Raw genomic sequence first — 24,885 nt, forward strand, 5'->3', positions numbered from 1 at the left:
CAGCTTCTCAAAATTTGTCGAAGGTACCTTTGGTTGAGTTGAGTTCACTCCCTATCTAAGGATCTCGACATCTTTATTTCACATTGAGCATTGCAGTTTTCTGTGATATTTACTACCTTAACTCATAACATGACCACTAACGTATTACTGATAGATGATTATGGAGGTCCCAATTTATTGGACACCATTCGCTGCCTAAGTTATAAACAGGCTGTTAATATCTTTGTAGTTTCTCCTGAAAAGAAAGCGTATTTCAATACCATTCCCTATTCCAGGTATGTTTCAAAATATCAATATTTAAAGTCATCCGAGCCCAAAGAGATCATTCAAGAAATAAGTGCTTTGGAAAAGAAATGGGATATTGACATGATTTTACCCGTTAAGTTCTCTAACTATCAGTTTATAACAGAGCACAAAACTTTATTTAATGGTTCGGTATTTCCTCCAATGCCTAACCAAAGTTCGCTCGCTATCGTTACCAATAAACTTTTGTTAGCTGATTTTCTGGATACCAATTCTTTATCAAGTCCTAAAACTAAAGAAATATCAGCCGACAACATTCAAGATTTTAAGTTTCCTATACTTCTTAAGCCAAGAACTGATTACGAGGAAAACAGAATTATGGAATGTAAGTCGAGAGAAGAATACGAAGAAAATATCAGTAAAGAAGGTTTCAAAGCAGATGAATACGTGATACAGGAAAAGCTTGATGGAGAAGATATCGATATCAGTTTCCTTGCTGAAAATGGTGAGATACTAGCCTATACCATACAAAAGGGTTTGGTGCGCGAAGCCTTTTCCTTTGCTACCGGAATAGAATTCCTGGACGATCAAAAACTATTGGATGAGACCAAGGCCATAGTCAAAAAACTTAAATGGAGTGGCATTGCTCACCTCGATTTTATTTACCTGAAAGAGACAGATTCCTATTTGCTTATCGATTTCAATCCAAGGATGTGGAGTACAATGATTGGTTCATTGTATGCTGGAGTTAATTTTCCTGGTTTTATGATTTCTCGTGCTCAAAACAAAGAAATTAAATTTGAGGGATACCAAAAGACCAAATTTTATCTGGCCAAACCAGCTTTACAGAGCAAAAGCTTCTCTAAACTCAAAACCTCATCTTGGTTATACATTATAAAAGATCCCTTGCCAGAAATTACAAAGGGAATTACAAGCATATTTAAATAAAAAAGACCTGCCAGAAATAAATCCAGGCAAGTCTTTCTACTAGTAGTGGTTATTCCCAATAAATTACTTTTCCAATCGCTCGGTAAGCTTTTTAATGATTTGTTTAGCGTCCCCCACGATACCCAAATCTGCTACCTGGAAAATTGGTGCGTCTTTATCTTTGTTAACAGCAATGATTAAATCAGAATCTTCCATACCTGCAACGTGCTGAATAGCTCCTGAAATACCAAATGCAAAGTACAAGTCAGGACGAACAGTCTTACCTGTTTGACCCACCTGACGTTCGTGTCCGATGTAACCAGCATCAACCATTGCACGAGAAGCTGAAACTTCTGCATCCAATACATTTGCCAATCCGTCCATGGCTTTGAAACCTTCCTCGTTTCCAATACCACGACCACCAGAAACCAAAATTCGAGCTTCGGTAATATCGATTAGATCAGAATCTTCTTTTACAGTTTCAAGCAATTTCACCTTGAATTTCTCCGACTTGAATTTTACTTCGTAGTTCACGATGTCACCAGCACGGTTTTCATCAGCATCCATTGCAAACAATACACCTGGACGAACCGTACCCATTTGTGGACGGTGGTTCTTACAAACGATAGTAGCCATTAGGTTACCACCGAAAGCAGGACGAGTCATCAACAACTCTTTGTTTTCACCTACCTCAATTTTTGTACAGTCAGCAGTCAATCCAGTTCCAACACGAGCCGATACTCTTGGACCAAGGTCACGACCCAAGGTGGTTGCACCAATCAACATGGATTCTGGTTTTCTATCTTCAATAATCTGGCAAATTGCCTGTGTATATGGTTCTGTAGTGTATTCCGCCAATTCTGGAGCATCCACAACAATTACCTCATCGGCACCACGAGCGATTAAGCTCTGTGCCTGATCGGCAATATTGTGTCCCAAAAACATTGCATACACTTTGTCGTTCAACTCATCAGCTAATTTTCTAGCCTGTCCTAACAACTCTAAAGCTACATTCTGAATAACACCTTCACGTTGTTCAATGAAAACGTAAATCCCTTTGTAATCTTCTAAATTCATGGCTATATATTAGTTAAGAATGAATTTCTCTTTTAATTTCTTGATGATGATTCCTACTGCCTCATCAGTCTCTACCTCGTACAATTCACCTGCTGGTTTCAAACCACGTGCAAATGCTTTGTGTACACTTGTTGGAGAACCTTTCAAACCAAGGTTTTTCTCATCCACTTCAATTTCGTTGAATCCCCAAACCTCAACTTCTTTCTGGTAGGCATCAACAATACCACCAACGTTCATGTAACGAGGGGTATTAGCCGATGAAAGAACAGTTACCACACAAGGTGCTTCTACCTCTAGCATTTGGTATCCTTCTTCGATATGACGTTTCATGGTGAAAGTCTTATCGCCGTCGAATTTTAAATCTTCAAGGTAAGATACCTGTGGTAAATCAAGGTGCTCAGCAATCTGAGGACCTACCTGTGCAGTATCACCATCGATAGCCTGACGACCAGTAATCAAAAGGTCGAATTCGATCTTTCTCAAAGCACCAGCCAAGGCATGTGAAGTAGCCAAAGTATCTGCTCCGGCAAATTTTCTATCAGTCAAGTGGATCGCACGATCAACACCCATAGCAAACGCCTCACGAAGAATCAAATCTGCCTGAGGAGGTCCCATGGTAATTACTGTTACGTGGGCTCCTTGTTCATCTTTCAATTGAAGTGCCATTTCCAAACCACTCTTATCATCCGGGTTCATGATACTTGGCACACCATCACGGATCAAAGTACCCGTCTTTGGATCTATTTTAATTTCGGTAGTATCCGGTACCTGCTTAATACAGACAACTATTTTCATTTCTTTTTTGATTGGGATTGTAAGGACACAACATGTCGTGTCCATACGAATGAATTCATATTTACTTCAACATATTTGCAGAAATCACCATTCTCTGAACTTCTGATGTTCCTTCGTAGATTTCTGTGATCTTTGCATCACGCATCATACGCTCAACAGGATATTCTCTTGTGTATCCGTATCCACCGTGAAGCTGAACTGCTTTATTGGTAACTTCCATTGCTGTTTCAGCAGCGTAAAGTTTACACATTGCAGCGTCAACCGAATAAGGAACTTTTTGATCCTTCTTGTTGGCAGCTTTACGAACCAACATACGAGAAGCTTCAGTTTTGGTGTTCATGTCTGCCAACTGGAACTGAGTGTTCTGGAAACCTGAAATTGGACGACCAAACTGCTTTCTTTCCTTCACGTAACGCACAGTTTCGTTAATAGCTCCTTGTGCAATACCCAAAGCCTGAGCAGCAATCCCAATACGACCACCATCCAAAGTTTTCATTGCAATACCGAAACCTTTGTTCAATTTTCCTAACATGTTCTCTTTTGGAAGAACTACGTTTTCAAAAATCAACTCACAAGTTGCAGAACCACGGATACCCATTTTCTTCTCTTTCTTACCAATTGAGAAACCTGGAGTTCCTTTTTCAATGATGAAAGCTGAAATACCACGAGTTCCTTTCGATTTATCAGTCATTGCGAAAATCACATAAACATGAGCATACTCAGCATTGGTAATAAAGATTTTACTCCCATTAATGATATAGTTGTCTCCGTCTTCAATAGCAGTAGTTTGCTGACCTGCAGCATCGGTACCAGCGTTTGGCTCTGTTAAACCAAAAGCACCAATCCACTCACCTGAAGCCAATTTTGGAAGGTATTTTTGTTTTTGTTCTTCTGTACCATTCTCCATAATTGGAGCAGCACACAATGAAGTATGAGCTGATACGATTACACCAGTGGTAGCACAAACCGCTGACAATTCTTCAACAGCCATAGAGTACATTACATTGTTACCACCAGCGCCACCATATTGTTTAGGAATTGGAATCCCCATAATTCCAATCTTTGCCATTTTCTCTACTGTTTCGATAGGAAAACGCTCCTGCTCATCAACCTCAGCAGCTAAAGGTTTTACCTCTCTTTCAGCAAAATCTTTAATCATTTGCTGAAACAACACTTGTTCTTTTGTTAAGCTAAAATCCATATTTTTTATTAGATGTTAGTAGGTTTAGTGCAATTCACCCCTATTCTCGCCTCAAAAATGCCCTAAACTAGGGCATTTGAGACAAGATATTTTTTTACTGCGTTTTACCTACTCAGTACTAATTACACGTTTTTCAAAATAATTGCGGTACCCATACCACCACCGATACAAAGTGAAGCCAAACCGTACTCTTTACCAGTACGCTTCATTTCATGAATCAAACTTACAGTGATACGTGTTCCTGAAGCACCAATTGGATGCCCCAAAGCGATAGCTCCACCGTTCACATTGCATCTTTCCTTAAAGAAATCAACGTCTACAGCATGATCTTCACATAATTGCTTCACAACTCCTAATGATTGAGCAGCAAAAGCTTCATTTAATTCAAGCACTTCCATTTGCTCCAATTTCATATCAGCTTTCTTCAATACACTAGCAATAGCAGGAACTGGACCCATACCCATGATAGCAGGATCTACACCACCTTGACCAGTAGCTACGATTTCTGCCAATGGAGTTAAACCATACTTTTTTACAGCCTCTTCTGATGCTACCAATACAAAAGCAGCACCATCATTAATACCTGATGCGTTACCAGCAGTTACAGTACCATCCTTTTTAAATGCAGGACGTAAACCACCTAATTTTTCTTCAGATGTTCTTCTGTTGATGAATTCATCAGCATCGAAGGTGATGGTTTCTTTTCTTGTTTTAATTTCAACAGGAACAATCTCGTTCTTGAAATGCCCGTTATCCTGTGCGTTCATTGCTTTTTGTTGTGATCCAAAAGCAAATGCATCTTGCTCTTCACGAGTCAAGTTATATTTATCAGCAATATTTTCTGCTGTAATACCCATGTGATATCCTTCAAAAGCATCAGTTAAACCATCAAAAACCATGTGGTCAATCGCTTTCAAATCCATCATTTTGTGTCCGCCACGAACTTGTCCAGACATCACAAAACCAGAACCAGACATAGATTCTGTACCACCAGCAAGAATCATATTTGCTTCGCCTGCCTTAATATTTGCATAAGCCAAGTTGATGGTTTTCATCCCAGAACCACAAATCATATTGATTCCGTAAGCAGGAACTTCCTGAGGAATACCAGCTTTAATTGAAGCCTGACGAGCAATTCCCTGACCTTGACCAGCCATAAGGATATTACCAACAACAACTTCATCCAACTTTGCTGGATCAATTTTAGTTTCCGCTATAATATTTTTAATTACTGTAGCAGCTAAATCAGCAGCTTTTACAGGAGTTAATGTTCCTAAAAATTTTCCTATTGCAGTACGTTTTGCTGCAACGATATATACTTTGCTCATTGTTATTTATTTTATGATTTTGGCAGAGACACGACATGTCGTGTCCTTACTTACGCATTTCAATTAAATCTTCAGCAATAATCAATTTTGCATCAGTAGCTTCCTGAATTTGCTCCAATGTAAATAAAGGATTGTACTCCTTAAGTACGATACCTTCAGGTACAACTTCCATTACTCCCATTTCAGTAATAATCATATTAACCTGACCGGCAGCTGTTAATGGAAGATTACATTCCTTCAAGATTTTATGCTTCCCCTTAGCAGTGTGCTCCATAGCTAGAATCACACGCTTAGCACCTACAATTAGGTCCATAGCACCACCCATTCCAGGTGTTAATCTTCCAGGAATGATCCAGTTTGCAAGATTACCTTGTTCGTCAACCTGAAGAGCTCCCAAAATTGTTACATCAACATGACCACCTCTAATGATTCCAAAAGAAACAGAGCTATCGAAGCTACTAGCTCCTTCTTTGCAAGTAATGTATCCACCACCAGCATTTACAAAATCAGGATCTTCTTCTCCCTCAGCAGGAGCAGCACCCATACCAAGCATTCCGTTTTCCGATTGTAAAGTCACGTTAACATCTGCCGAAACATAGTTAGGGATTATTGTAGGCAAACCAATTCCCAGATTTACCACATCACCGTCGTTTAATTCGAGAGCAGCTCTTTTAGCAATTACCTCTCTGATTTCTTTTTTATCCATGTTTTATTAGTTATTGGTCAGTTTGACAATATACTATCCATTCAATCTTCTGCTTAATTCCTGAGCAGCATAAGATGCCACATCATCAGCATACTTGTTCATTCCAAAACCTGCATCATAACCAAGTTCTTTTGCAAGTTCGTGTGAAATACGTGGACCTCCACAAATCAAGATTACTTTTTCACGCAATCCTTCTGCTTCCAGAAGTTCCACCAATTCAGTTAGGTTTTTGATATGAACATCCTTTTGAGTAACGGTTTGTGATACCAAAAGAACATCAGCTTCCATCTCAATTGCTTTCGCGATGAACTCTTCGTTTGGCACCTGGCTACCCATATTTAAGGCTTCCATCATTTCATATCTTTCCAAGCCATAATGGCCTGCAAAACCTTTCATATTCATAATTGCGTCGATTCCTACTGTATGTGCATCAGTACCAGTACTTGCACCAACCACGCGAATCGGACGTCCAATATTTTCCTTGATAAATTCATCAGTTTCATGCATGTCCATAGTAGTCGATTCTACTTTTGGAACATGAATCCCTGTGAAATCTACTGTATGTGTACAGTTTCCGTAACAGTTAAAGAAGGTAAAACCTTCCATTAACTCTTGAACCATTACCACCTGAGGATTCTCGAAGCCCATTTTCCTCATCATCTGCTTTGCAGCTTCAATGGCTTCTTCTCCTTTTTTTACAGGAAGCGTAAAACTTACCTGAGTCTTACCATCGTTCATGGTGTCGCCGTAAGGCTTTATTTTGGTAAGATCTAAGGTTTTATCAAAATCGTTGGAATCAGTTGAATAAAGACCTCCACTCATTTCTTTGTCTCCTATATTTTAAGTAGTATCAAATTTGACATTTGACACTTTGTACTTACTAATTAATTTATTTCTTATGCAAAATCTCAATAAATGGATTGAAGTAGTTGCTTCCTTTTTCAACAACTCCATCTAAACCTTTACCACCATCTTTCGGACGCTTGATATCAGCAAAAATTCCTTTTTCCAATGCGGTAAATAATCCTTCTTTTTCGATCTTTTCAACCAATTCAGTTGCATCATCAAGAACCTTAGCAGCTCTCTGACGGATGATACCTCCTTCTTTGAATTCCATTTCGTCACCAATGCTCCTCATATTGTTGAAGATGTACTTGGCATTTTCGATAGAAAGATATCTGTCAGACATGAAAGGTGTGTGAATTGCTTCGGTTAACATACCAAGCAACTGAATTCCTTGTCCTGTCCAGATTGAAATCTGATTGAATAATGCATCCTGAACATTTCCTTTGAAGATGTTACCAGTCATAAATTTTGTAGGAGGCATGTATTTAAGAGGTGCTTTCGGGAAGATTTCTCTGATCATCTGTGCTTGTGCAAGCTCGTATAGGAAACCATTTTCCAAATCAGGAGTCATCTCGAATGCGTGACCTAATCCCATTTGTTCTTCAGGTAAACCAGCTACCAATGCCAATTGTTCGTTGATAAAATCAGAAGCCAACACGGTATGAGCCTCATCGAAAGCGTCAGCTGTAGTTAAGTAATTATCCTCACCTGTATTGATGATTACACCTGCAAAACCGTTCAATAATCTTGAAAAGTACTGGTCAACAATGGTACGCTGCATGTTAATATCACGGAAAAGAATACCGTATAATGCATCGTTCAACATTACGTCCAAACCTTCCAATGCACCCATTGCTGCAATCTCAGGCATACACAAACCAGAACAGTAGTTACACAAACGAATGTAACGACCTTCTTCCTCGCCTACTTTATCCAAAGCAGTACGCATAATACGGAAGTTCTCCTGGGTTGCTACAGTACCACCAAAACCTTCGGTAGTTGCACCATAAGGAACATAGTCAAGCAACGACTGACCTGTAGTACGAATTACTGCGATGATATCAGCACCCTGACGAGCAGCTGCCTCAGCCTGAACCACATCTTCGTAAATATTACCAGTTGCTACAATTACATACAAGTAAGGCTTAGGACCTTCACCTATTGTATCAAGATAGTTATCTCTTTTTGCTTTGCGTTCTCTAATTTTATTGATGTTTTCATCAACAAATGGTTGAATTGCATTCTGAATTTCTTCCATTGGACGAATAGGAAGAGTTGTAATTTCCAATTCTCCTGCAGCAATTTTCTCAGCAATTTGCTGTGGGTTCAATCCGGTTTCAAGAATGGCATTTCCAATAAAGAACATTACACCTTCACTCAAAACCCCCTTGTCTTTAATAGCATCTACCACCACATTTGGAAGTGGTACTTCGTTGCTATCAACCCCATCGATTCCCAATAGGCGACACAAAGTACGCTCAACCGCAACAGTTGAGTAGTTGTCTACGAACTTCTGAACATCATCAGCAATTCGCTTCGACACCTCTTTGGCGTGTCCTACTTTTTCAAAGTCAAGACCTAGTTTACTCCTTTGCATATTCAATTTATCCATTATAAAATTTCTTCCTTACTAGCATTCATATTCAATTGGTTTTGAGCTTTTTCAACGATCTCTTTATTGATACCCAATAAAGATGCAATTCTCAAAGCTTCATGAGGCACTTCCCCTGTATTGTCCTCTACCAAAGAATAATCCATATAACTGTTTATATTGTTTTTGGTGATTCTCTGATCCCCAAAATCCTTATCCAGACCTTTAACACGTAACTTTCTGAAATAAGTATTCAATCCACTATAGTGTGTTGTAATCACACTTCGTGTATTGTTCTGATAAAAGATATCTGCAACCGCATTTACAATTGCCAATCCTTCTACCGGGTTTGTTGTTCTTGCCAATTCATCAACCAACACCAATACATTTTCATGCGATTGAGAAACCTCAACCATTTGGTTTACATTCATCATTTCTGATGCAAAAGATGACAAACCATTTAATTCAGATTGATCATCTCCTACCGAAAGCATGATACGATTCACCAAACTAACTTTGGCTTGCGAGGCTGGCACAAAAAAACCAAACTGACACAGGTACTGACAAAGAGCCAATGTTTTCAACACCACTGTTTTGCCTGCCATATTCGCACCTGTAATCAAACAAACCGATTTTTGAAGTTCAATATCAATTGCTTGATATTGTTTCTTTTGTTTTAGAAGTTCATCCTTAATCATAGGATGAAACATTCCATTGTATATTGTACTTTCTTTAAGCAATTCTGGTCGATTAAAACTCAGTTGAATGGCTTGTTTTGCTTTTGCGATTAACAAATCAAAATGTGATAACTGATTCAAGGCAGTTCTCAAATCACCAGCAAACACTCTTATTTTATCACAAAGTTCTTCTCTTACTCTAGATTCTATTTCCTGAGCCTTATCAAAAAGCTCCTCGAGCTTTGCTTCCGAATCGCCATTTTCTGATTTGGCAATTCTTAAATTCTTTCTAGCCTCAGCAAGCTCTTCCGAATAATCATCGTAGATATAAAAAGATGGAATCCCAGATTTTTGAGGATCAAGAACATCAACCAAACCAGACAAGTTTGGCAGACTGATCACCTCTTGCTTTAATTCTTTTTGCAGATTGAGTATAGCATGACAATGAAATGCAAAAGATTTGATTTCGAACAATTCAATATCATCCAGAATCAAATTTGCATCAAGGTTTCCAACTGTTCCCTTAATATCTCTTAAGTGAGAAAGTTTGCTTTGAATATCAGCAATTAGCTTTGAATCAGATTCGATTGATTGAATTACTTTATCAATCAAATTATACTCGATATTCAAATCAGTTTCATTGTACAGCATTTCAGAATCCAACAGGAATCTCTTTCCCATTGGTGATTTCAAATCCAACTCTTCAGCCAGATACTGCAACCCTTTTATTTCTGATATTACTTTACGAAACTGCATTCTCAATTCTTTTTACATCGAAAACCGGCACTTGCAATTTTGTTTCCAAAGCAAGTTTAAGTTCATCTGAATTTAATCTGTAACCATCTGGCGATACCGGATTAATGGTTATGGCCACAAGGTTTGTTTTATCAAGCACCTGAATTTCACCTCCTTTTTTCACAAAGGCATAGTAGGTTTCAGGATTTGCAAAGACTCTTGTAAAGTCTCTGATAATTAATCTAATTTTATTTACCTGCTTTTGATTCTTCAAAAAATCAAGAAACTGATCGGTTACTGCTCCACTCACAAAAAAGTCAGTTCCAAACTGAAACAGTTTGTCCTTTTCTTTTTTAATCATTAAAACAGATGAAATACCAGTATTCTTAACTTCTCCTGATTCATCCAATGCCCAAATTCCATTTTCAATTCCTCTAAATTTTGGCTTCAATTCAGAATCAATCTCAGTCAACTGAATTAAATCATACACATATTGTGTTTTGAAAACCAATTGAGGAATATTTGCTGACAAAGCTGCACCTGTTGCCAAAATCATAGCTTCAGTAACCGCAGGTGAACCTAAACTTTTGCGAGACAGCGCACCATCTACAATGGTAAGGTCAACACCTTTTGCTTTTAAATCAGAAATTAATCTGACAATTTCTGCATTATTAGCAGGCCCTGATAACATTACTTTTCCTGAATGAATTGTTTTTGCTGTTACCAATCTTCCCAAACTAGTGGTTTGTCTTGAAACATCAATGACTTCAGAAAACAACCTACGTTTTGCATAGTGTGTTTCTGAAGTAACGAACATCATTCCTTCGTTAAGCTCAATTTCAGGTTTATGTGTTTGTGTGACTTGATCACGGTTTTCACCATCAATACCGATAGAAGTAAGTGCAATTTGTTTACGGCTGTCTCTTAATCGAGACAGCACGTAATTCAAACACTCGGTTTTCCCGGTATTCTTTTCAAGTCCAACAATAGAAAGACTTTTATATTTTTCTATATCCTTAAGAAAGGGCATCAACCTTTTTATTTCTTTCTTTTCTTGCCAAATGATCTGGTTCGATTGACAGTTTCTCACCATGTAACAATGAAGCAACACCTTCGCGTTTATCATCCATTGCACATTCAGGACAAGTACATTTGTCTTCGTAATGAGTAGGCTCAGTATAAGTTGTGATTACCCCTTCGAAGTTTCTCAATACCACTTTACCTGGACTTTGTGAAACTACATACTGAGGCATTACTGGAGTTTTACCTCCTCCACCTGGAGCATCAACAACGAAAGTTGGCACAGCAAAACCAGAAGTATGACCTCGAAGGTTCTCAATAATCTCAATTCCTTTTGAGACTGGAGTTCTAAAGTGCTCTAATCCCATAGAAAGGTCACACTGATAAATGTAGTATGGACGAATTCTGTTCTTTACCAAATTGTGCATCAACTTCTTCATCACGTGAACACAATCATTTACACCCTTCAACAATACTGATTGGTTACCCAATGGTACACCGGCATTTGCCAAACGTGCAACTGCTTCTTCTGCTTCAGGAGTAATTTCATCAGAGTGGTTAAAGTGAGTATTCAACCAAATTGGGTGATACTTCTTCAACATATTCACAAGATTGTCGGTAATACGCTGTGGCAATACAACTGGAGTACGGCTACCAATACGGATAATCTCAACGTGAGGAATATCTCTTAAACGGCTAATGATATACTCTAATTTATCATCGCTAATCAACAATGCATCACCCCCAGAAAGAACAACGTCACGAACTTGTGGAGTATTTGCAATGTACTCAATCGCTTTTTCGATATTATCCTGAGGTGTAGAAGCATCAGACTGACCTGCAAAACGACGACGCGTACAGTGACGACAGTACATTGAACACATATCAGTGATCAGGAACAATACACGATCCGGATAACGGTGAGTCAAACCTGGAACTGGTGAATCTTCATCCTCATGCAATGGATCCAATAGATCAGCGTCTGCTTTGTGAACCTCTGCTGCAGTAGGAATTGCTTGCTTACGAACAGGGCAATTTGGATTTTCAGGATCAATCAATGTCAAATAGTATGGAGTAATTGCCATACGCAAAGTTGCCAATGATTTTTTAACTCCTTCTTCTTCTTCCTCTGTAAGGTGAATGTATTTCTTTAGTTGTTCTAAAGTTTCAATACGGTTTCTCACCTGCCATTTCCAATCGTTCCACTGAATATCAGTTACCTCTGGAAATAATTCTTTTCTTCTATTGTTGTTAGCCATTACACGTATAATTTTTCGAACAACTCTCTAATTCCTTCTGATTTTCTAATAATATCTAAAGTTAGGTCGGCATGTCCAATTGCATATCCATTACCTACAATCATGTCAACATCTTTACCAACACCTTCAGCTCCAAGAGCAGCTTTGGTAAATGATGTAGCCATTGAGAAGAAGTAAACGCACCCTCTGTCTTTAGTGATCAAGATGGATGACATTTCAGTTGAAGCAACATTCACGTTGTTAATCACAACATCACATCCTTCTTCACCAGCAATTTCAGTAACTCTTGTGTAAACATCCATAACATCGGTTGCATCACCAACAATTACTTCGTGAGCCAATCCAAGATCTTTAATACGCTGTGCATTCTCTTCAGAATATTCAACAACAATTACTTTTCCTTTTGGACCAACTTTTTCCATAGCTTGGTAGCAGCAAAGCACACCTGATTTACCACCACCACCGATGATACAAACTGTGTCGCCATCTTTTACCAAACGATCAACCTGAGCAGGAGCACCGGCAACATCTAAAGCTGCCAAAGCCAATTTTTCAGGAATATCAGTTGGAAGAACTGCATACAAACCACTTTCGAATAAAATTGCTTCTGCATCAACATCAACCTGGTCGTTAGAAACATTAATATTCTTGATTTTATTAATTTTTAAAGGAGTTAATGATAGAGAAACCAAAGTTGCAATCTTATCACCAACCTTTAAATCCTGATTTGGGAAATTAGGGCCAACCTCTTTGATGGTACCAATCAACATTCCACCAGAACCTGTAACTGGGTTTTGCATTTTACCTCTCTCGCCAACAATAGAAAGAATCATTTCTTCCATTTTAGCGGTATCTGCGTCGCAAGCGCCTTTGATCTGAGTAAAACTTGCAGAATCGATATTCAATGTTTGAACATCAATCAACAATTCATTGTCGTAAATCGACATTGTATTATCCAACTTTTGAGCTGGCTGTGGAAGAGTACCTTTTGGTTCAAGTACTCTGTGAGTTCCGTATTTATTTCCTTTGTTCATTTTCTATATTAGTATCAAGTACAAAGACTGTCCTCTATTTTTGTTTCAATCCTAAAATTTCTCTTGCCTCAGCTGGAGTAGCAATTTCACGGCCTAATTCCTTAGCCAAACGAACCACTTTCTCAACCAATTGACCATTTGATTCTGCAACTTGTCCTTTAGCAATCATTGTATTGTCTTCAAATCCTACACGAACATGACCACCATCAACGATAGCAGCAACTGCCAATGGAAATTCAAAACGCCCAATTCCTGCAACAGTATATGTAGCATCAGCAGGGATACTTTCACGCAAGAAAACAAAATCACGAAGTGTACCGGAAATACCTCCATTAACACCCATTACAAAATCGAAGTGCATTGGCGACTGAATAAATCCCTTCTTGTGTAGACGCAGTGCCATATCGATCATTGATTTGTCAAACACTTCCAACTCAGGCTTAATGCCTCTTTCGATCATCTTTTCACCAAAGTATTTAATTGTATTCTCGGTGTTTTCGAAAATCTCATCTCCACCAAAATTCAATGTACCACAATCTAGAGTTGCCATTTCTGGATTTAACTCGGTTGGCTGCAATCTTTCATCGTTGCTCATTCCAACAGCTCCTCCAGTTGATGGCTGGATAATTACATCTGGATATTTTGCATGAATCGCATCCATAACCGCCTTAAAACGATCTTTGCTTTGAGTAGGAGTACCATCATCTTCACGAACATGAAGGTGAATAATACTTGCACCAGCTTCGTAAGCTAAACCTGCTTCGCGAACACATTCTTCAATGGTATACGGCACATTCGGGTTGTGCTCTTTGGTAACTTCGGCGCCGCAAATAGCAGCCGTGATGATCAATTTTTCCATGGCAATATTTTATTTACGTTGACAATTCTTTGGGGTAACACAAGTTCCAACTGCACGACAAACCACAACTGGCTCTTCAAGAAAATCTGCTGCCGATTCAGAGATATCAGTTCTAGGAACGATTACCTTGCGAGCTTCGAAAGTCATTTTACGACTTGAATTTCCTTCTTTAATGATTTCACCAACTGCTTCGATATAATCACCAGCATAAACAGGAGCTAAAAACTCAACATTTTCATAACCTGCGAATAATCCTTCGTCACCATCACGACGGATTAATAATTCTGTTGCTACATCACCAAATAACTGAAGCATTTTTGCTCCATCAACAAGATTTCCACCATAATGTGCGTCATGAGAACTCATACGCATTCTGATCATTGCCTTTTCCATTTGTCTATATTAGTTTAGTTGTTGTTAACGATATAATCCACAAAGATTGAAGGAGTTCTTACCTGTTCAGGGCTAATCTCTCCAACTTCAACCATCTTTTCTGCCTCAGCAATTACCAAGTCTGCAGCGGTAGCCATCAATGGGTTAAAGTTTTGAGTGGTTCCTTTGTAAATCAAGTTTCCTTGATTATCACTAATGCTTGCGCCAATTAATGCAATATCGGCACGCAAAGGTTTTTCTAGCAAATACTCCTTGCCATCTACTATTATAACTTCTTTTCCTTCAGCTATAATGGTACCTAAACCTGTTGGTGTAAGCACACCTCCCAAACCAGCTCCACCTGAACGCACACGTTCAGCAAGAGTTCCTTGAGGGCAAAACTCAACCTCAATTTCACCATTGTTCATCTGCTCGATAGTTGCAGGATTGGTACCAATATGAGAAGTGATTACCTTCTTCACTTGCTTATTAGCAATCAATTTACCAAGACCTTTATCTGCAAAAGCAGTATCATTACATATGATAGTTAAATTTTTAACACCAGCCTTTACTAGCTGATCAACCATATTATTTGCAGTTCCTACAGACATAAAACCACCAATCATAAGGGTCATTTCGTCTTTTACTTTCGACACTGCTTCATTAATTGAGATTATCTTGTTCATTGAAATAATTTTTTTGAAAGATTTCTTCTCACCCCCATATTTTCAAGGAAAATTAGAAATCACACTGATTAATTCATGTACAAATATAAAGGATTAATTAATTCTTGGAAACGATTGCAAATCTAGGTATTAAGACTGATTCTAAACGAAAAACTTCAAACCGAATTTTACTTATAACCATTCTAAACAAGATCAAAATCGAACGAATTTTCGTTAAAAAATCTAATTATAATGTTATATTTTTAACTCTTTATTTAAAATTCACACAATATTTAAATCGTATACAAAAAAATAACTGCTGCAAAACATGCAATAAAGAATAATTCTAAGCATATGTTTTAGAGCAGGAAACTTAAAAAGACGAAAAATCCTACTCTTTTTCAAAATCATATCAAGTTGCCATTCAACATATTTGAAAAACATATTAACTCATCGGATTTCACTACTTTTAATGCTCATAATTCAACCTTAATATTAAACAACCTAAACACACTTTTATGAAACACAACCTAAAACTCATCTTTATTGCCTTTTTCATCCTGACAGTTCAAAATACATTTGGGCAAAAAGATCCTGTTGTCAAGAAAATTATCGAGATAGGTAAAACTGATAACCAGTGCATGGATCATCTTGATATTCTTAGCAACCGCTTCGGAGGCAGACTAATTGGCTCAAACGCCTATGATAATTCAGCAGAATGGGCAGCAAGCAAATTCAAAGAATGGGGCATGGAAGTCATCATGGATGAAGTCGGAAGTCTTCCTGTAGGCTTTAACCGCGGTCCATGGTTCGGAAGAATGCTTGGAGGCAACAACATGCACCTTCACTTTGCAACACCTTCCTACACTTCGGGAACAAAAGGAGTACAAAAAGGACATGCGGTTCTAGAACCGAAAACCCAACGACAGTTTGACCGCATGAAAGGCAAATTAAAAGGAGCCTGGGTACTTATTGGAGGTGACAATAAAGGATGGCCAATCGATTATTCGGAAAAAGCTGAAGAACACAGGGCTGAAATTCGCGCCGAAAATGCAAAAATCGAAAAGAAAAACGATAGCATCAGACAAATTAATTGGAGAAACAGACATGGAGAACAAGTTGAATTGATTCCTTTGAAAGAGGAGCCCGGATTGTTCTACAAGCAAATGGTAGATGCTGGAATCCTTGGTATCATTCAGTCGGCAAAACTTCCTATTACGGCCATGTACGACCGAAAGAACCTAATGAACATGACTTTCGAGACGCTACCTGAAATTCCGGACATCAAGCTGAACGAACATCAATACAAAATCATTGAACAAATGACAAAAGAACGCCAGCGATTTGAACTGGAGTTTGACATTCGCAACCATTTTAGAATGGGACCTGTGAAATACCATAGCGTAATTGGTGTAATTAAAGGCAGTAAATACCCAAATGAGTATGTCATTATGGGTGGACATTTGGATGCTTTTGATATCGCAACAGGGGGTGTTGATAATGGTTCAGGAGTTAGTCCTGCCATGGAAGCTGCCCGCCTGATTATGAAAGCCGGGGGAAAACCGAAGAGAACCATTTTGGTTTGCCTTTGGGCAGGTGAAGAATTCGGATTGCTAGGTTCGAAACATTGGATCGATACAAATCAGGACAAACTGGATAAAATTGCCAACATGTTCAATCGCGACAGCGGCCCAACAGCAACCACCAGCCTAAGTGTTACAGAAGCCATGTGGGACGACATGGAAAAAATCTGCAAACCACTATCAACAATCAATCCTGACATTCCATTTACATTGGAAAAACGCCAGTCAACCAAGCGTCCTAAAACTCCATGGGGAACCGACAGTGGTCCGTTTGCAGTAGCAGGCGTTCCAACCATGGAATTCGGAAAAACAGATCACTTTGGATACGATTTCAACTACAGAGAAATCTGGCACACCGAAAGAGATCTGTACAACATGAGTATTGCTGAGTATCAGGAACACTCATCTATCGTAACAGCTGTTGTAGTATATGGAATCGCCAACTTGAATCATCTTCTATCTCGTCAGGGATATTATATAACGGATGAGGATAATAAGGAGATAACAGAAAAGTAAGAAAACTCCCCTATACATTTAGTGAGTAAATACAAAACACCCCCGGGTATGGAGTCAATAGACTGCCATACCCGGGGTTCATATTTTTAATTCAAAATATTTGCAACTTTCACAGAGATGACAATCAGCATCTCTTTTTTCCTTACAAATTCCTATAAATTCGTACCTGTCTGAATCCAAGAATAAAGAGTGCAACCAACTTGATCACCTCCATCACCACATACATTAGGTGAACCGAACTTTTTTCGGGCTGCATGCCTTGCATGATCAGTTGAGCATGCTCATTAAGTTCAGGCAGAAGGTAACCCGACTGCGCCACAATAAATGTAAATATAGTGATCCCTGTCACCACAACCACTTTATCGGTATAATGTACAAAAACGTATACCAGCAAGATTGCGGTAAAAATCCGTTCTACAAAATTCAATGCCCCAAACACATGCATCCCCACCTCTAAAGCTGTAGGAGTATCCAGTGATTCCGCACGAAATTTCACCCAGGCTTCCATAAAGCTAATGGCAAGAATAAAACCTACCCAGATAAAAGTGACTACAAAACCGTATTTTATAAATTTACTCATGTCTTATCTTATTATTTTGAATGAATAAAAATAAGAAAAGAATACGAACTAGTTCCTCTGAATTTAAAAAAACATTCATGATTCATCATCCATTTCCTTGTCAACTCATCTTATCAGTACAAAAACCACAAACAAAAAAGACTTCATTAAAAATGAAGCCTTCTCTTTTATCTTGTACAAACTACTACTCTCTCCTACCCATATAAAGCATCACATAATACATTAGCGTTGCCAAAGATGATAGTGCAGCCACAATGTAGGTGTATGCCGCCCATCTTAGCGCATCATCAGCACTTTTTTGCGATTCATAGGTCGTAATTCCCGCTGTCTTTAACCACTTTAAAGCCCGATTACTTGCATCGATCTCAACTGGTAAGGTAATAAAACTAAACAATGTGGTTGCAGCAAACATTACAATCCCTGCCAGTAACAACTGGGGAAAAGAATTGATCATGATAATTCCTGCCAATAAAATCCACTGCACCCATTTTGAACTAAAGCTAACTACTGGCACCAAAGCCGATCTCATTTGCAACCACGAATAAGCCTGTGCATGCTGAATGGCATGACCAGTTTCATGCGCAGCAACTGCTGCTGCTGCAACATTTCGCCCATGATACACTTCCTGACTTAGATTAATTGTTTTCTCTGCAGGATTGTAATGATCTGACAGTTGTCCACTCACCGATCCAATTCTCACACCTGTAATTCCATGATCTTTCAACATTTGCTCTACTACCTCTTTCCCACTCATTCCATTTGAAGTAGGAATTTGAGAGTATTTTTGAAATCTCGACTTCAGCTGGTGACTCACCAACCAACTCAACAAAGTAAATCCTATAAAAATTATCCAAATACTCATATTCTCTCATTTTATTATTACAATTCACTTAAATCAAATTCTTTGCCAATATATAATCATTTCATATTAGTGTCGATTTGTCAGACCCAAGTTTAAGCGTTGCCGTTTGTATCACAATCAAAATCACACGCCTAAACCAGTAATTCTAAAATCCAAATCTTTGAAATTCAGACAGATTTAAAAGTCAAATATCCAAAAAATCGCTACAATTCCTTAGATTTACACATATAATGCTTATTTTTGCCATTCCTTAAAAAAACTAATTCAACCAAAGAATGATCACCGAATCAGATTTTGATGACATAAGACCATATAACGATTCAGAGGTAGCTGAAGTGATTAATCATCTTCTTCAAGAGGAAGCGTTTATTAAGTTTGCACAACAACTTTTTCCTGGTTTCACTAAAGAAATGATAGAAAAAGCCTTGAGCGAAGTTAAAAGCATCAAGGAGTTTCAGGGTAATTTTATTATCCGATTGGCGCAACACATTATCGACAACACTACCAAAGGAATCACTATTAACGGATTGGAAAACTTAGATCCTAAAGAAAGCTATCTATTCATTTCTGATCATCGTGATATTATCCTTGATTCAGCACTACTTAATGTAATGCTGCATCACCATGGTTTTGAAACAACGGAAATTGCAATTGGAAGTAACTTATTAATTCAGCCTTGGATTGCTGATTTAGTAAAGCTGAACAAAAGTTTTGTCGTAAACAGAAATGTAACTGTTCGCCAAATGTTGGAAAGCTCAAAACAACTTTCCAATTACATCAACTTTGCCTTGAACACAAAGAAATCCTCAATTTGGATTGCCCAACGCGAAGGACGAACAAAAGATGGCGACGACAGAACCCAACAAAGTCTTTTAAAAATGCTACAAATGAGTGGCGGAAAAGAATTTGGTTCTCACTTCAAAAATCTAAGAATTGTTCCTGTTGCCATTTCTTATGAATACGAGCCTTGCGATGCTATGAAAACTCTTGAGGTTCATTTAAAAGAAACAGAGTCAGGGTATAAAAAAACTGCGAAAGATGACTTAAGAAGCATGATTCGCGGAATGATTAACGAAAAAGGTCATGTTCACTTCCACATTGGCAAACCAATATCACATATGCTGGATACCATTGAAAATATGGACGAAAGCAAAGATAAATTCAAGGCTCTTGCTGATTTAATAGATTATAGAATTCACAAAAATTACAAGTTGTGGCCTGATAATTATATTGCTTATGACATTGTTCATGACAGCAAAGAGTTTCTTGACAAATACACCATTGAGGAAAAGGAATTGTTCCTTAAACACATGGAAAAGAAAATTGCCACAATAGAAGATCGTGCAGAAGATATTGAAAGACTACACCAAATATTTTTTGAAATCTATGCAAACCCTGTAAAAAACAGGCTAGAATTAACAAAACCAGAATTTGTTGAAGATTAAATAACTCAAAAGGCTTTCGTTACGAAAGCCTTTTTTATTGTTTTTTCTTTTTATTGAACGAGAATTTTAATAATTTCGGTCAACGAAAAACCAACTAGACGAATATGAAATTGATAAAGTTTCTTCTGATCATGTCTACCTTTTTAATAATGGTAGCCGCAATTTTTAATCTTTTAAATGCCAATGCCGAAACACCGGATAGAACAGGCGTTTATATCGAGTTAGTGGTAATGTTCGTCCTTACTCTTACGATGGTATTATTGAACAACGTAGAAAAAAAGATGAAACAATTGGAAAACAAACAGGATCAGGAGCTTTAACAGCTCCTTTTTTTGTGTCTGAAATTTGCAATTTATAGGCATTAAGAAATTTAAAAAATTGAATTAGCTAAATCCTAAATAATGTTAAGGCTTGTTAATACTTTTTATATTTCAATAAAGATTTTGGTATATTCGAATGCAGGCTCAAAACAAAAAGAAAAAGTAATGCTTGAACAAACAAAAATTGTACTGTCTAATGTCAGCTTTGACTTAGGTTTATTTCGAAAAGAACTGATTAAGGCACTCAAATGGTTACAACCATCTGAAATTGTCGCTCTTAAAAACTGGTGTTCGGAAAACTTTTCAGGAAGGTTCGATGAAATCGCATCTGAAGTTCTCCACCCACAATTGTCTTTATAATATTTATAATAACGAATAACTAGGAGAGGTGCAACACACCTCTCTTTTTTGTGTTTGTAAATTCCTATCAGTGACCTATTTCCTATTCGAAAAATTAGCTTAACTTCGCAGCTGATAAAATTTAAAAAGATGATAAAGTTTAAGCGTCATATTAAAGTTGATGATCAGGTATTCGAAACCTGGTTTGGAATGGAGATTAAAAAAAAAGGCAATAGACCAAATGTTAGTATTTTTTACTATACTGATGATCCAAATGAAGAATTAAGTGTTCACCAACTAATCAAAGGGAACTTTACAAGCAAAGATGAAGCTGTAAAATACGGTACCCGATTCATGAGAAGAATGTACCAAGACATGTTAAAAAGAGAAACTTCTTCTGGAGAAGAAAACGAAGAAGATACGATACTATAAATCACTTCATAAAAAAACCCGATCGATTGATCGGGTTTTTCTTTATCTGAATTTCAAATTATTTTTTTCTATAATCCAATCCCAACTCTATCATTTGCTCATCAGCAATTGTAGATGGAGAATCGATCATTACATCACGACCAGAATTGTTTTTAGGGAATGCAATCACATCACGAATTGAATCAATTCCTGCAAACAATGATGCCAAACGGTCGAAACCAAAAGCAATACCACCATGAGGAGGTGCACCATACTGGAATGCATCCATTAAGAAACCAAACTGAGCTTTTGCTTCCTCATCAGTAAATCCAAGGTGTTTGAACATTTGAGCTTGCAATTCGGTATTGTGAATACGGATAGAACCTCCACCAATTTCAACACCATTAATAACAAGGTCGTAAGCATTTGCACGAACTTTTCCTGGCTCTGTTTCCAACATGTGGAAATCCTCTGCCTTAGGAGAAGTAAATGGGTGGTGCATTGCGTGATATCTTTGAGAATCCTCATCCCACTCCAAAAGAGGGAAATCTACAACCCACATTGGTTTGAATACGTTTTTGTCACGTAAACCTAGCTGAGTACCCATTTCCAAGCGAAGCTCACAAAGTTGAGTTAAAGTTGATTTCTTATCACCAACCAAAATCAACATCAAATCTCCTGGTTTTGCATTACAAGCTTCAGTCCACTTTTGCAAATCTTCAGCGCTATAGAATTTATCTACTGAAGATTTAAGTGAACCATCTTCGTTATATTTTACGTAAACCAATCCTTTGGCACCAATTTGAGGACGCTTTACAAAATCAGTTAACTTATCTAATTGCTTACGAGTATAATTTGCACAGCCTTCTGCACAAATGGCACCAATATATTCAGCCTCATCAAACACTTTAAAATCGTTACCTTTTGCAATTACACTCAGGTCGACAAACTCCATTCCGAAACGAATATCTGGTTTATCACTACCATATTTTTCCATTGCAACAGCATAATCCATACGTGGGAAATCGTAATCGATATCCACATTTTTCAATTTCTTGAATAAATGCTTGGTCAACCCTTCGAAAGTATCTAAAATATCATCTTGTTCCACGAATGCCATCTCGCAATCAATCTGGGTAAACTCAGGCTGACGGTCAGCACGCAAATCCTCATCACGGAAACATTTTACAATTTGATAGTAACGGTCGAAACCTGAAATCATCAACAATTGCTTAAATACCTGTGGCGACTGTGGCAAAGCATAAAATTCACCTGGATTCATTCTCGATGGAACGATAAAATCACGTGCTCCTTCAGGAGTAGATTTAATCAATACAGGAGTTTCTGTTTCGATAAAATTCAATTGGTCAAGATAGTTGCGAACCTCAATACCCATTTTGTGACGCATCACAAGATTTTCGCGAACACAAGAACGACGCAAATCAAGGTAACGGTATTTCATTCTTAACTCATCACCACCATCGGTATCATCTTCAATTGTGAATGGAGGCAAAGCCGATTTGCTCAATACCTCAAGTTTTTCAGCAATAATCTCGATATCACCTGTAAGTATTTTACTGTTTTTGCTTTCTCTCTCTGCAACTTTACCTGTAATGGCAACAACGAACTCACGTCCTAGCTTACGAGCCTGCCCACACAATTCAGCATTTGTTTCCATATTAAAAACAAACTGTGTAATGCCGTAACGATCTCGAAGATCGACAAAAGTCATTCCACCTAAATCGCGCGCTTTTTGCACCCAACCACTTAATGTTACCGTTTCGTTTACATTCTCAATTCTTAATTCTCCGCAAGTATGAGTTCTGTACATCTTTTACCAATTAATTGAATTAAACTAGCTTTTAGCCTTTAGCTATTAGCTCTTAGCTTTTAAAATTCCGCACCAGAACATCCAAATCATACCATCGATTCTAAAATGGAATTCATTCTTTGTTACTGGTTTTGTTAACTTTGCGAAAATACTAACAATTTGTGAAACAGAACAGCTTTCATTAACAGATTTATAAAAAAGATTATTTATGAATTCGAACGATACAATTACTCCATTTTCCGATGAATACTTTATGAAACAAGCCATGCAGGAAGCCTACAAAGCTTTTGAAGAAGATGAGATTCCTGTAGGCGCAATAATCGTTAGTAACAACAGGATAATTGCCCGTTCGCACAATTTAACTGAGCGATTGAACGATGTAACTGCACATGCCGAAATGCAAGCCATTACTTCGGCTGCCAATTATTTGGGCGGAAAATATTTAAAAGATTGCACCCTTTATGTTACTTTGGAACCTTGTAATATGTGCGCTGGTGCTTTGGCATGGTCGCAAATCACCCGAATTGTGTATGGAGCTGGAGATGAAAAAAGAGGCTTCACAAGATTTACTCCTTCACCCTTACATCCGAGAACCGAAATTACATCAGGAATACTAGAAGAGGAAAGCTCAGAGCTTATAAAAAGTTTTTTCTCAAAAAAGAGGAGCTAGTCTTAAAAAAATCGAATCAAAATTATTTTTTTACAAAAAAAGATTACTTTTGTGCTCGGCTTTAAATTTTTAAGCAGATTTTATTAGTAATAATTCATCTGTCTAGAAACAAAAAAGCATACTACCGTCCAACCCATTTTATAATTCATTCTCTTTTTTAGAAAGCGAGTAAAGCGCAATTATTTGCGGTATGATTTATTATTATACGTAAAACGATTATCTTTATTAGTAAACTTTTAAAAAAGGATACCATGAGTGCACACAACGAAGCAAAAATGGGCGAAATTGCCGAAACAATACTTTTACCAGGCGATCCATTAAGAGCAAAATATATTGCTGATAACTTTCTGGAAGATGTAGTATGCTACAACCAAGTAAGAAACATGCTTGGATTTACAGGAACTTACAAAGGAAAAAGAATTTCGGTTCAAGGAACAGGAATGGGAGTTCCATCAATCTCTATTTACACTCATGAATTGATCAACCAATATGGTGTAAAAAACTTGATTAGAATTGGAACTTGTGGTTCATTCAACAAAGATGTTCACGTACGCGACGTAATTTTATCAATGACATCATGTACCGATTCTGCAATTAACAGAAACTTGTTTAGAGGTATGGATTATGCTCCATGTGCTGACTTTGGCTTGCTAAGCGATGCACACAAGGCTGCTGTTGAAAAAGGCGTGAACGTAAAAGTTGGATCAACTTTAACATCAGATGTTTTCTACCACGACCTTGACAACAACCCCGAACCGTTTAAACTATGGGCAGATTATGGAGTATTGGCTGTTGAAATGGAAGCTACTGCTTTATATACTTTAGCTGCTCGTTATAACGCAAAAGCACTAGCAATTATGACCGTAAGTGATCACATTCTTACTGGTGAAGAAACAAGTGCTGATGAGCGTCAAACCACTTTGAACACAATGATTGAAATTGGTTTGGAAACTGCAATTAGGCAATAATTTTAGATCAGATACATTTTAATGT

At 37.8% G+C, this 24,885-nt stretch carries 25 protein-coding genes; 8 read left to right on the top strand and 17 right to left on the bottom strand.

Features of this window, described 5'->3' with window-relative positions:
• Positions 1-129 precede the first annotated feature (129 nt).
• Complete coding sequence (locus ACKPCA_RS12965) at positions 130-1,191, top strand: ATP-grasp domain-containing protein (RefSeq protein WP_321279468.1); 1,062 nt, start codon at positions 130-132, stop codon at positions 1,189-1,191.
• A 63-nt stretch (positions 1,192-1,254) separates the two neighbouring features.
• On the opposite strand, the gene ACKPCA_RS12970 is transcribed toward ACKPCA_RS12965, so the two are convergent.
• From ACKPCA_RS12970 to ACKPCA_RS13035, 14 genes are all read right to left on the bottom strand, one after another.
• On the bottom strand, positions 1,255-2,247 hold the full coding sequence (locus tag ACKPCA_RS12970) for an electron transfer flavoprotein subunit alpha/FixB family protein (RefSeq protein ID WP_321279469.1): 993 nt from the start codon (positions 2,245-2,247) through the stop codon (positions 1,255-1,257).
• A 9-nt stretch (positions 2,248-2,256) separates the two neighbouring features.
• A complete protein-coding gene (locus ACKPCA_RS12975) occupies positions 2,257-3,042 on the bottom strand; it encodes an electron transfer flavoprotein subunit beta/FixA family protein (RefSeq protein WP_054718811.1) in 786 nt (261 codons plus the stop codon).
• Positions 3,043-3,103: 61 nt separating this feature from the next.
• The gene (locus ACKPCA_RS12980; protein ID WP_321279470.1) at positions 3,104-4,243 is read right to left on the bottom strand and encodes an acyl-CoA dehydrogenase; all 1,140 of its coding nucleotides are present in this window, start codon (positions 4,241-4,243) and stop codon (positions 3,104-3,106) included.
• A gap of 122 nt (positions 4,244-4,365) precedes the next feature.
• Positions 4,366-5,571: an acetyl-CoA C-acetyltransferase gene (locus tag ACKPCA_RS12985; RefSeq protein WP_054718817.1), complete on the bottom strand. Its 1,206-nt coding sequence runs from the start codon at positions 5,569-5,571 to the stop codon at positions 4,366-4,368.
• A gap of 46 nt (positions 5,572-5,617) precedes the next feature.
• The gene (locus ACKPCA_RS12990) at positions 5,618-6,277 is read right to left on the bottom strand and encodes a 3-oxoacid CoA-transferase subunit B (protein WP_054718821.1); all 660 of its coding nucleotides are present in this window, start codon (positions 6,275-6,277) and stop codon (positions 5,618-5,620) included.
• Between the two features lie 33 nt (positions 6,278-6,310).
• Entirely contained in the window at positions 6,311-7,099 is a 789-nt protein-coding gene (kamE, locus tag ACKPCA_RS12995; protein ID WP_054718824.1) for a lysine 5,6-aminomutase subunit beta, read from the bottom strand.
• A 67-nt stretch (positions 7,100-7,166) separates the two neighbouring features.
• Entirely contained in the window at positions 7,167-8,735 is a 1,569-nt protein-coding gene (kamD, locus tag ACKPCA_RS13000) for a lysine 5,6-aminomutase subunit alpha (protein WP_321279471.1), read from the bottom strand.
• Positions 8,735-10,147, bottom strand: a complete 1,413-nt coding sequence (gene kamC, locus ACKPCA_RS13005; protein WP_321279472.1) for a lysine 5,6-aminomutase reactivase ATPase KamC — start codon at positions 10,145-10,147, stop codon at positions 8,735-8,737. Before kamC ends, kamD begins: the two co-directional genes overlap by 1 nt.
• Complete coding sequence (kamB, locus tag ACKPCA_RS13010; RefSeq protein ID WP_321279473.1) at positions 10,134-11,156, bottom strand: lysine 5,6-aminomutase reactivase subunit KamB; 1,023 nt, start codon at positions 11,154-11,156, stop codon at positions 10,134-10,136. The genes kamC and kamB overlap by 14 nt, the downstream gene beginning before the upstream one ends.
• The gene (gene kamA / locus ACKPCA_RS13015; protein WP_054718831.1) at positions 11,143-12,405 is read right to left on the bottom strand and encodes a lysine 2,3-aminomutase; all 1,263 of its coding nucleotides are present in this window, start codon (positions 12,403-12,405) and stop codon (positions 11,143-11,145) included. Before kamA ends, kamB begins: the two co-directional genes overlap by 14 nt.
• Positions 12,405-13,439, bottom strand: coding sequence for an L-erythro-3,5-diaminohexanoate dehydrogenase (kdd, locus tag ACKPCA_RS13020; RefSeq protein ID WP_321279474.1), 1,035 nt, complete (start codon positions 13,437-13,439; stop codon positions 12,405-12,407). The genes kamA and kdd overlap by 1 nt, the downstream gene beginning before the upstream one ends.
• Positions 13,440-13,473: 34 nt before the next feature.
• Complete coding sequence (kce, locus tag ACKPCA_RS13025) at positions 13,474-14,298, bottom strand: 3-keto-5-aminohexanoate cleavage enzyme (RefSeq protein WP_321279475.1); 825 nt, start codon at positions 14,296-14,298, stop codon at positions 13,474-13,476.
• Positions 14,299-14,307: 9 nt separating this feature from the next.
• The gene (gene kal, locus ACKPCA_RS13030) at positions 14,308-14,691 is read right to left on the bottom strand and encodes a 3-aminobutyryl-CoA ammonia lyase (protein WP_321279476.1); all 384 of its coding nucleotides are present in this window, start codon (positions 14,689-14,691) and stop codon (positions 14,308-14,310) included.
• 14 nt (positions 14,692-14,705) lie between these two features.
• Positions 14,706-15,356 carry a CoA transferase subunit A gene (locus tag ACKPCA_RS13035; protein ID WP_054718843.1) on the bottom strand — a complete coding sequence of 217 codons (651 nt, stop codon included), beginning with the start codon at positions 15,354-15,356 and terminating at the stop codon, positions 14,706-14,708.
• A 497-nt stretch (positions 15,357-15,853) separates the two neighbouring features.
• Here ACKPCA_RS13035 and ACKPCA_RS13040 point away from each other — a divergent pair, with 497 nt between their 5' ends.
• Positions 15,854-17,434: a M28 family metallopeptidase gene (locus ACKPCA_RS13040; RefSeq protein ID WP_321279477.1), complete on the top strand. Its 1,581-nt coding sequence runs from the start codon at positions 15,854-15,856 to the stop codon at positions 17,432-17,434.
• Between the two features lie 142 nt (positions 17,435-17,576).
• Here the strand turns inward: ACKPCA_RS13040 and ACKPCA_RS13045 are convergent, their stop codons facing one another.
• Positions 17,577-18,014, bottom strand: coding sequence for a hypothetical protein (locus tag ACKPCA_RS13045; protein WP_321279478.1), 438 nt, complete (start codon positions 18,012-18,014; stop codon positions 17,577-17,579).
• A 184-nt stretch (positions 18,015-18,198) separates the two neighbouring features.
• Positions 18,199-18,876 (bottom strand): zinc metallopeptidase, encoded by a 678-nt coding sequence (locus ACKPCA_RS13050; protein ID WP_321279479.1) that lies wholly within the window; start codon positions 18,874-18,876, stop codon positions 18,199-18,201.
• A 275-nt stretch (positions 18,877-19,151) separates the two neighbouring features.
• Between ACKPCA_RS13050 and ACKPCA_RS13055 the strand changes: the two genes are divergently transcribed.
• The 4 genes from ACKPCA_RS13055 (at position 19,152) to ACKPCA_RS13070 (ending at position 21,412) form a co-directional block, all read left to right on the top strand.
• Positions 19,152-20,321, top strand: coding sequence for a 1-acyl-sn-glycerol-3-phosphate acyltransferase (locus ACKPCA_RS13055; protein WP_321279480.1), 1,170 nt, complete (start codon positions 19,152-19,154; stop codon positions 20,319-20,321).
• Between the two features lie 104 nt (positions 20,322-20,425).
• Positions 20,426-20,641 carry a hypothetical protein gene (locus ACKPCA_RS13060; RefSeq protein ID WP_306742060.1) on the top strand — a complete coding sequence of 72 codons (216 nt, stop codon included), beginning with the start codon at positions 20,426-20,428 and terminating at the stop codon, positions 20,639-20,641.
• Between the two features lie 165 nt (positions 20,642-20,806).
• The gene (locus ACKPCA_RS13065) at positions 20,807-21,001 is read left to right on the top strand and encodes a hypothetical protein (RefSeq protein ID WP_054719019.1); all 195 of its coding nucleotides are present in this window, start codon (positions 20,807-20,809) and stop codon (positions 20,999-21,001) included.
• Between the two features lie 129 nt (positions 21,002-21,130).
• Entirely contained in the window at positions 21,131-21,412 is a 282-nt protein-coding gene (locus ACKPCA_RS13070) for a hypothetical protein (protein WP_054718858.1), read from the top strand.
• A 58-nt stretch (positions 21,413-21,470) separates the two neighbouring features.
• Here ACKPCA_RS13070 and aspS read toward each other — a convergent pair whose 3' ends face one another.
• Positions 21,471-23,222, bottom strand: coding sequence for an aspartate--tRNA ligase (gene aspS, locus ACKPCA_RS13075; protein WP_321279481.1), 1,752 nt, complete (start codon positions 23,220-23,222; stop codon positions 21,471-21,473).
• 208 nt (positions 23,223-23,430) lie between these two features.
• Between aspS and ACKPCA_RS13080 the strand changes: the two genes are divergently transcribed.
• A complete protein-coding gene (locus ACKPCA_RS13080) occupies positions 23,431-23,892 on the top strand; it encodes a nucleoside deaminase (RefSeq protein ID WP_321279482.1) in 462 nt (153 codons plus the stop codon).
• A 251-nt stretch (positions 23,893-24,143) separates the two neighbouring features.
• Entirely contained in the window at positions 24,144-24,860 is a 717-nt protein-coding gene (deoD, locus tag ACKPCA_RS13085; RefSeq protein ID WP_321279483.1) for a purine-nucleoside phosphorylase, read from the top strand.
• Positions 24,861-24,885: the final 25 nt, after the last annotated feature.

This window comes from Marinifilum fragile (assembly GCF_963677365.1).
GTDB classification, from domain to species: domain Bacteria; phylum Bacteroidota; class Bacteroidia; order Bacteroidales; family Marinifilaceae; genus Marinifilum; species Marinifilum fragile.

What these genes read in the sequence shown, in the direction of transcription:
- ACKPCA_RS12965 (WP_321279468.1), top strand. Translation starts at nt 130, where the DNA reads ATGACCACTAACGTATTACTGATAGATGATTATGGAGGTCCCAATTTA.
- ACKPCA_RS12970 (WP_321279469.1), bottom strand. Translation starts at nt 2,247, where the DNA reads ATGAATTTAGAAGATTACAAAGGGATTTACGTTTTCATTGAACAACGT.
- ACKPCA_RS12975 (WP_054718811.1), bottom strand. Translation starts at nt 3,042, where the DNA reads ATGAAAATAGTTGTCTGTATTAAGCAGGTACCGGATACTACCGAAATT.
- ACKPCA_RS12980 (WP_321279470.1), bottom strand. Translation starts at nt 4,243, where the DNA reads ATGGATTTTAGCTTAACAAAAGAACAAGTGTTGTTTCAGCAAATGATT.
- ACKPCA_RS12985 (WP_054718817.1), bottom strand. Translation starts at nt 5,571, where the DNA reads ATGAGCAAAGTATATATCGTTGCAGCAAAACGTACTGCAATAGGAAAA.
- ACKPCA_RS12990 (WP_054718821.1), bottom strand. Translation starts at nt 6,277, where the DNA reads ATGGATAAAAAAGAAATCAGAGAGGTAATTGCTAAAAGAGCTGCTCTC.
- kamE (WP_054718824.1), bottom strand. Translation starts at nt 7,099, where the DNA reads ATGAGTGGAGGTCTTTATTCAACTGATTCCAACGATTTTGATAAAACC.
- kamD (WP_321279471.1), bottom strand. Translation starts at nt 8,735, where the DNA reads ATGGATAAATTGAATATGCAAAGGAGTAAACTAGGTCTTGACTTTGAA.
- kamC (WP_321279472.1), bottom strand. Translation starts at nt 10,147, where the DNA reads ATGCAGTTTCGTAAAGTAATATCAGAAATAAAAGGGTTGCAGTATCTG.
- kamB (WP_321279473.1), bottom strand. Translation starts at nt 11,156, where the DNA reads ATGCCCTTTCTTAAGGATATAGAAAAATATAAAAGTCTTTCTATTGTT.
- kamA (WP_054718831.1), bottom strand. Translation starts at nt 12,405, where the DNA reads ATGGCTAACAACAATAGAAGAAAAGAATTATTTCCAGAGGTAACTGAT.
- kdd (WP_321279474.1), bottom strand. Translation starts at nt 13,439, where the DNA reads ATGAACAAAGGAAATAAATACGGAACTCACAGAGTACTTGAACCAAAA.
- kce (WP_321279475.1), bottom strand. Translation starts at nt 14,298, where the DNA reads ATGGAAAAATTGATCATCACGGCTGCTATTTGCGGCGCCGAAGTTACC.
- kal (WP_321279476.1), bottom strand. Translation starts at nt 14,691, where the DNA reads ATGGAAAAGGCAATGATCAGAATGCGTATGAGTTCTCATGACGCACAT.
- ACKPCA_RS13035 (WP_054718843.1), bottom strand. Translation starts at nt 15,356, where the DNA reads ATGAACAAGATAATCTCAATTAATGAAGCAGTGTCGAAAGTAAAAGAC.
- ACKPCA_RS13040 (WP_321279477.1), top strand. Translation starts at nt 15,854, where the DNA reads ATGAAACACAACCTAAAACTCATCTTTATTGCCTTTTTCATCCTGACA.
- ACKPCA_RS13045 (WP_321279478.1), bottom strand. Translation starts at nt 18,014, where the DNA reads ATGAGTAAATTTATAAAATACGGTTTTGTAGTCACTTTTATCTGGGTA.
- ACKPCA_RS13050 (WP_321279479.1), bottom strand. Translation starts at nt 18,876, where the DNA reads ATGAGTATTTGGATAATTTTTATAGGATTTACTTTGTTGAGTTGGTTG.
- ACKPCA_RS13055 (WP_321279480.1), top strand. Translation starts at nt 19,152, where the DNA reads ATGATCACCGAATCAGATTTTGATGACATAAGACCATATAACGATTCA.
- ACKPCA_RS13060 (WP_306742060.1), top strand. Translation starts at nt 20,426, where the DNA reads ATGAAATTGATAAAGTTTCTTCTGATCATGTCTACCTTTTTAATAATG.
- ACKPCA_RS13065 (WP_054719019.1), top strand. Translation starts at nt 20,807, where the DNA reads ATGCTTGAACAAACAAAAATTGTACTGTCTAATGTCAGCTTTGACTTA.
- ACKPCA_RS13070 (WP_054718858.1), top strand. Translation starts at nt 21,131, where the DNA reads ATGATAAAGTTTAAGCGTCATATTAAAGTTGATGATCAGGTATTCGAA.
- aspS (WP_321279481.1), bottom strand. Translation starts at nt 23,222, where the DNA reads ATGTACAGAACTCATACTTGCGGAGAATTAAGAATTGAGAATGTAAAC.
- ACKPCA_RS13080 (WP_321279482.1), top strand. Translation starts at nt 23,431, where the DNA reads ATGAATTCGAACGATACAATTACTCCATTTTCCGATGAATACTTTATG.
- deoD (WP_321279483.1), top strand. Translation starts at nt 24,144, where the DNA reads ATGAGTGCACACAACGAAGCAAAAATGGGCGAAATTGCCGAAACAATA.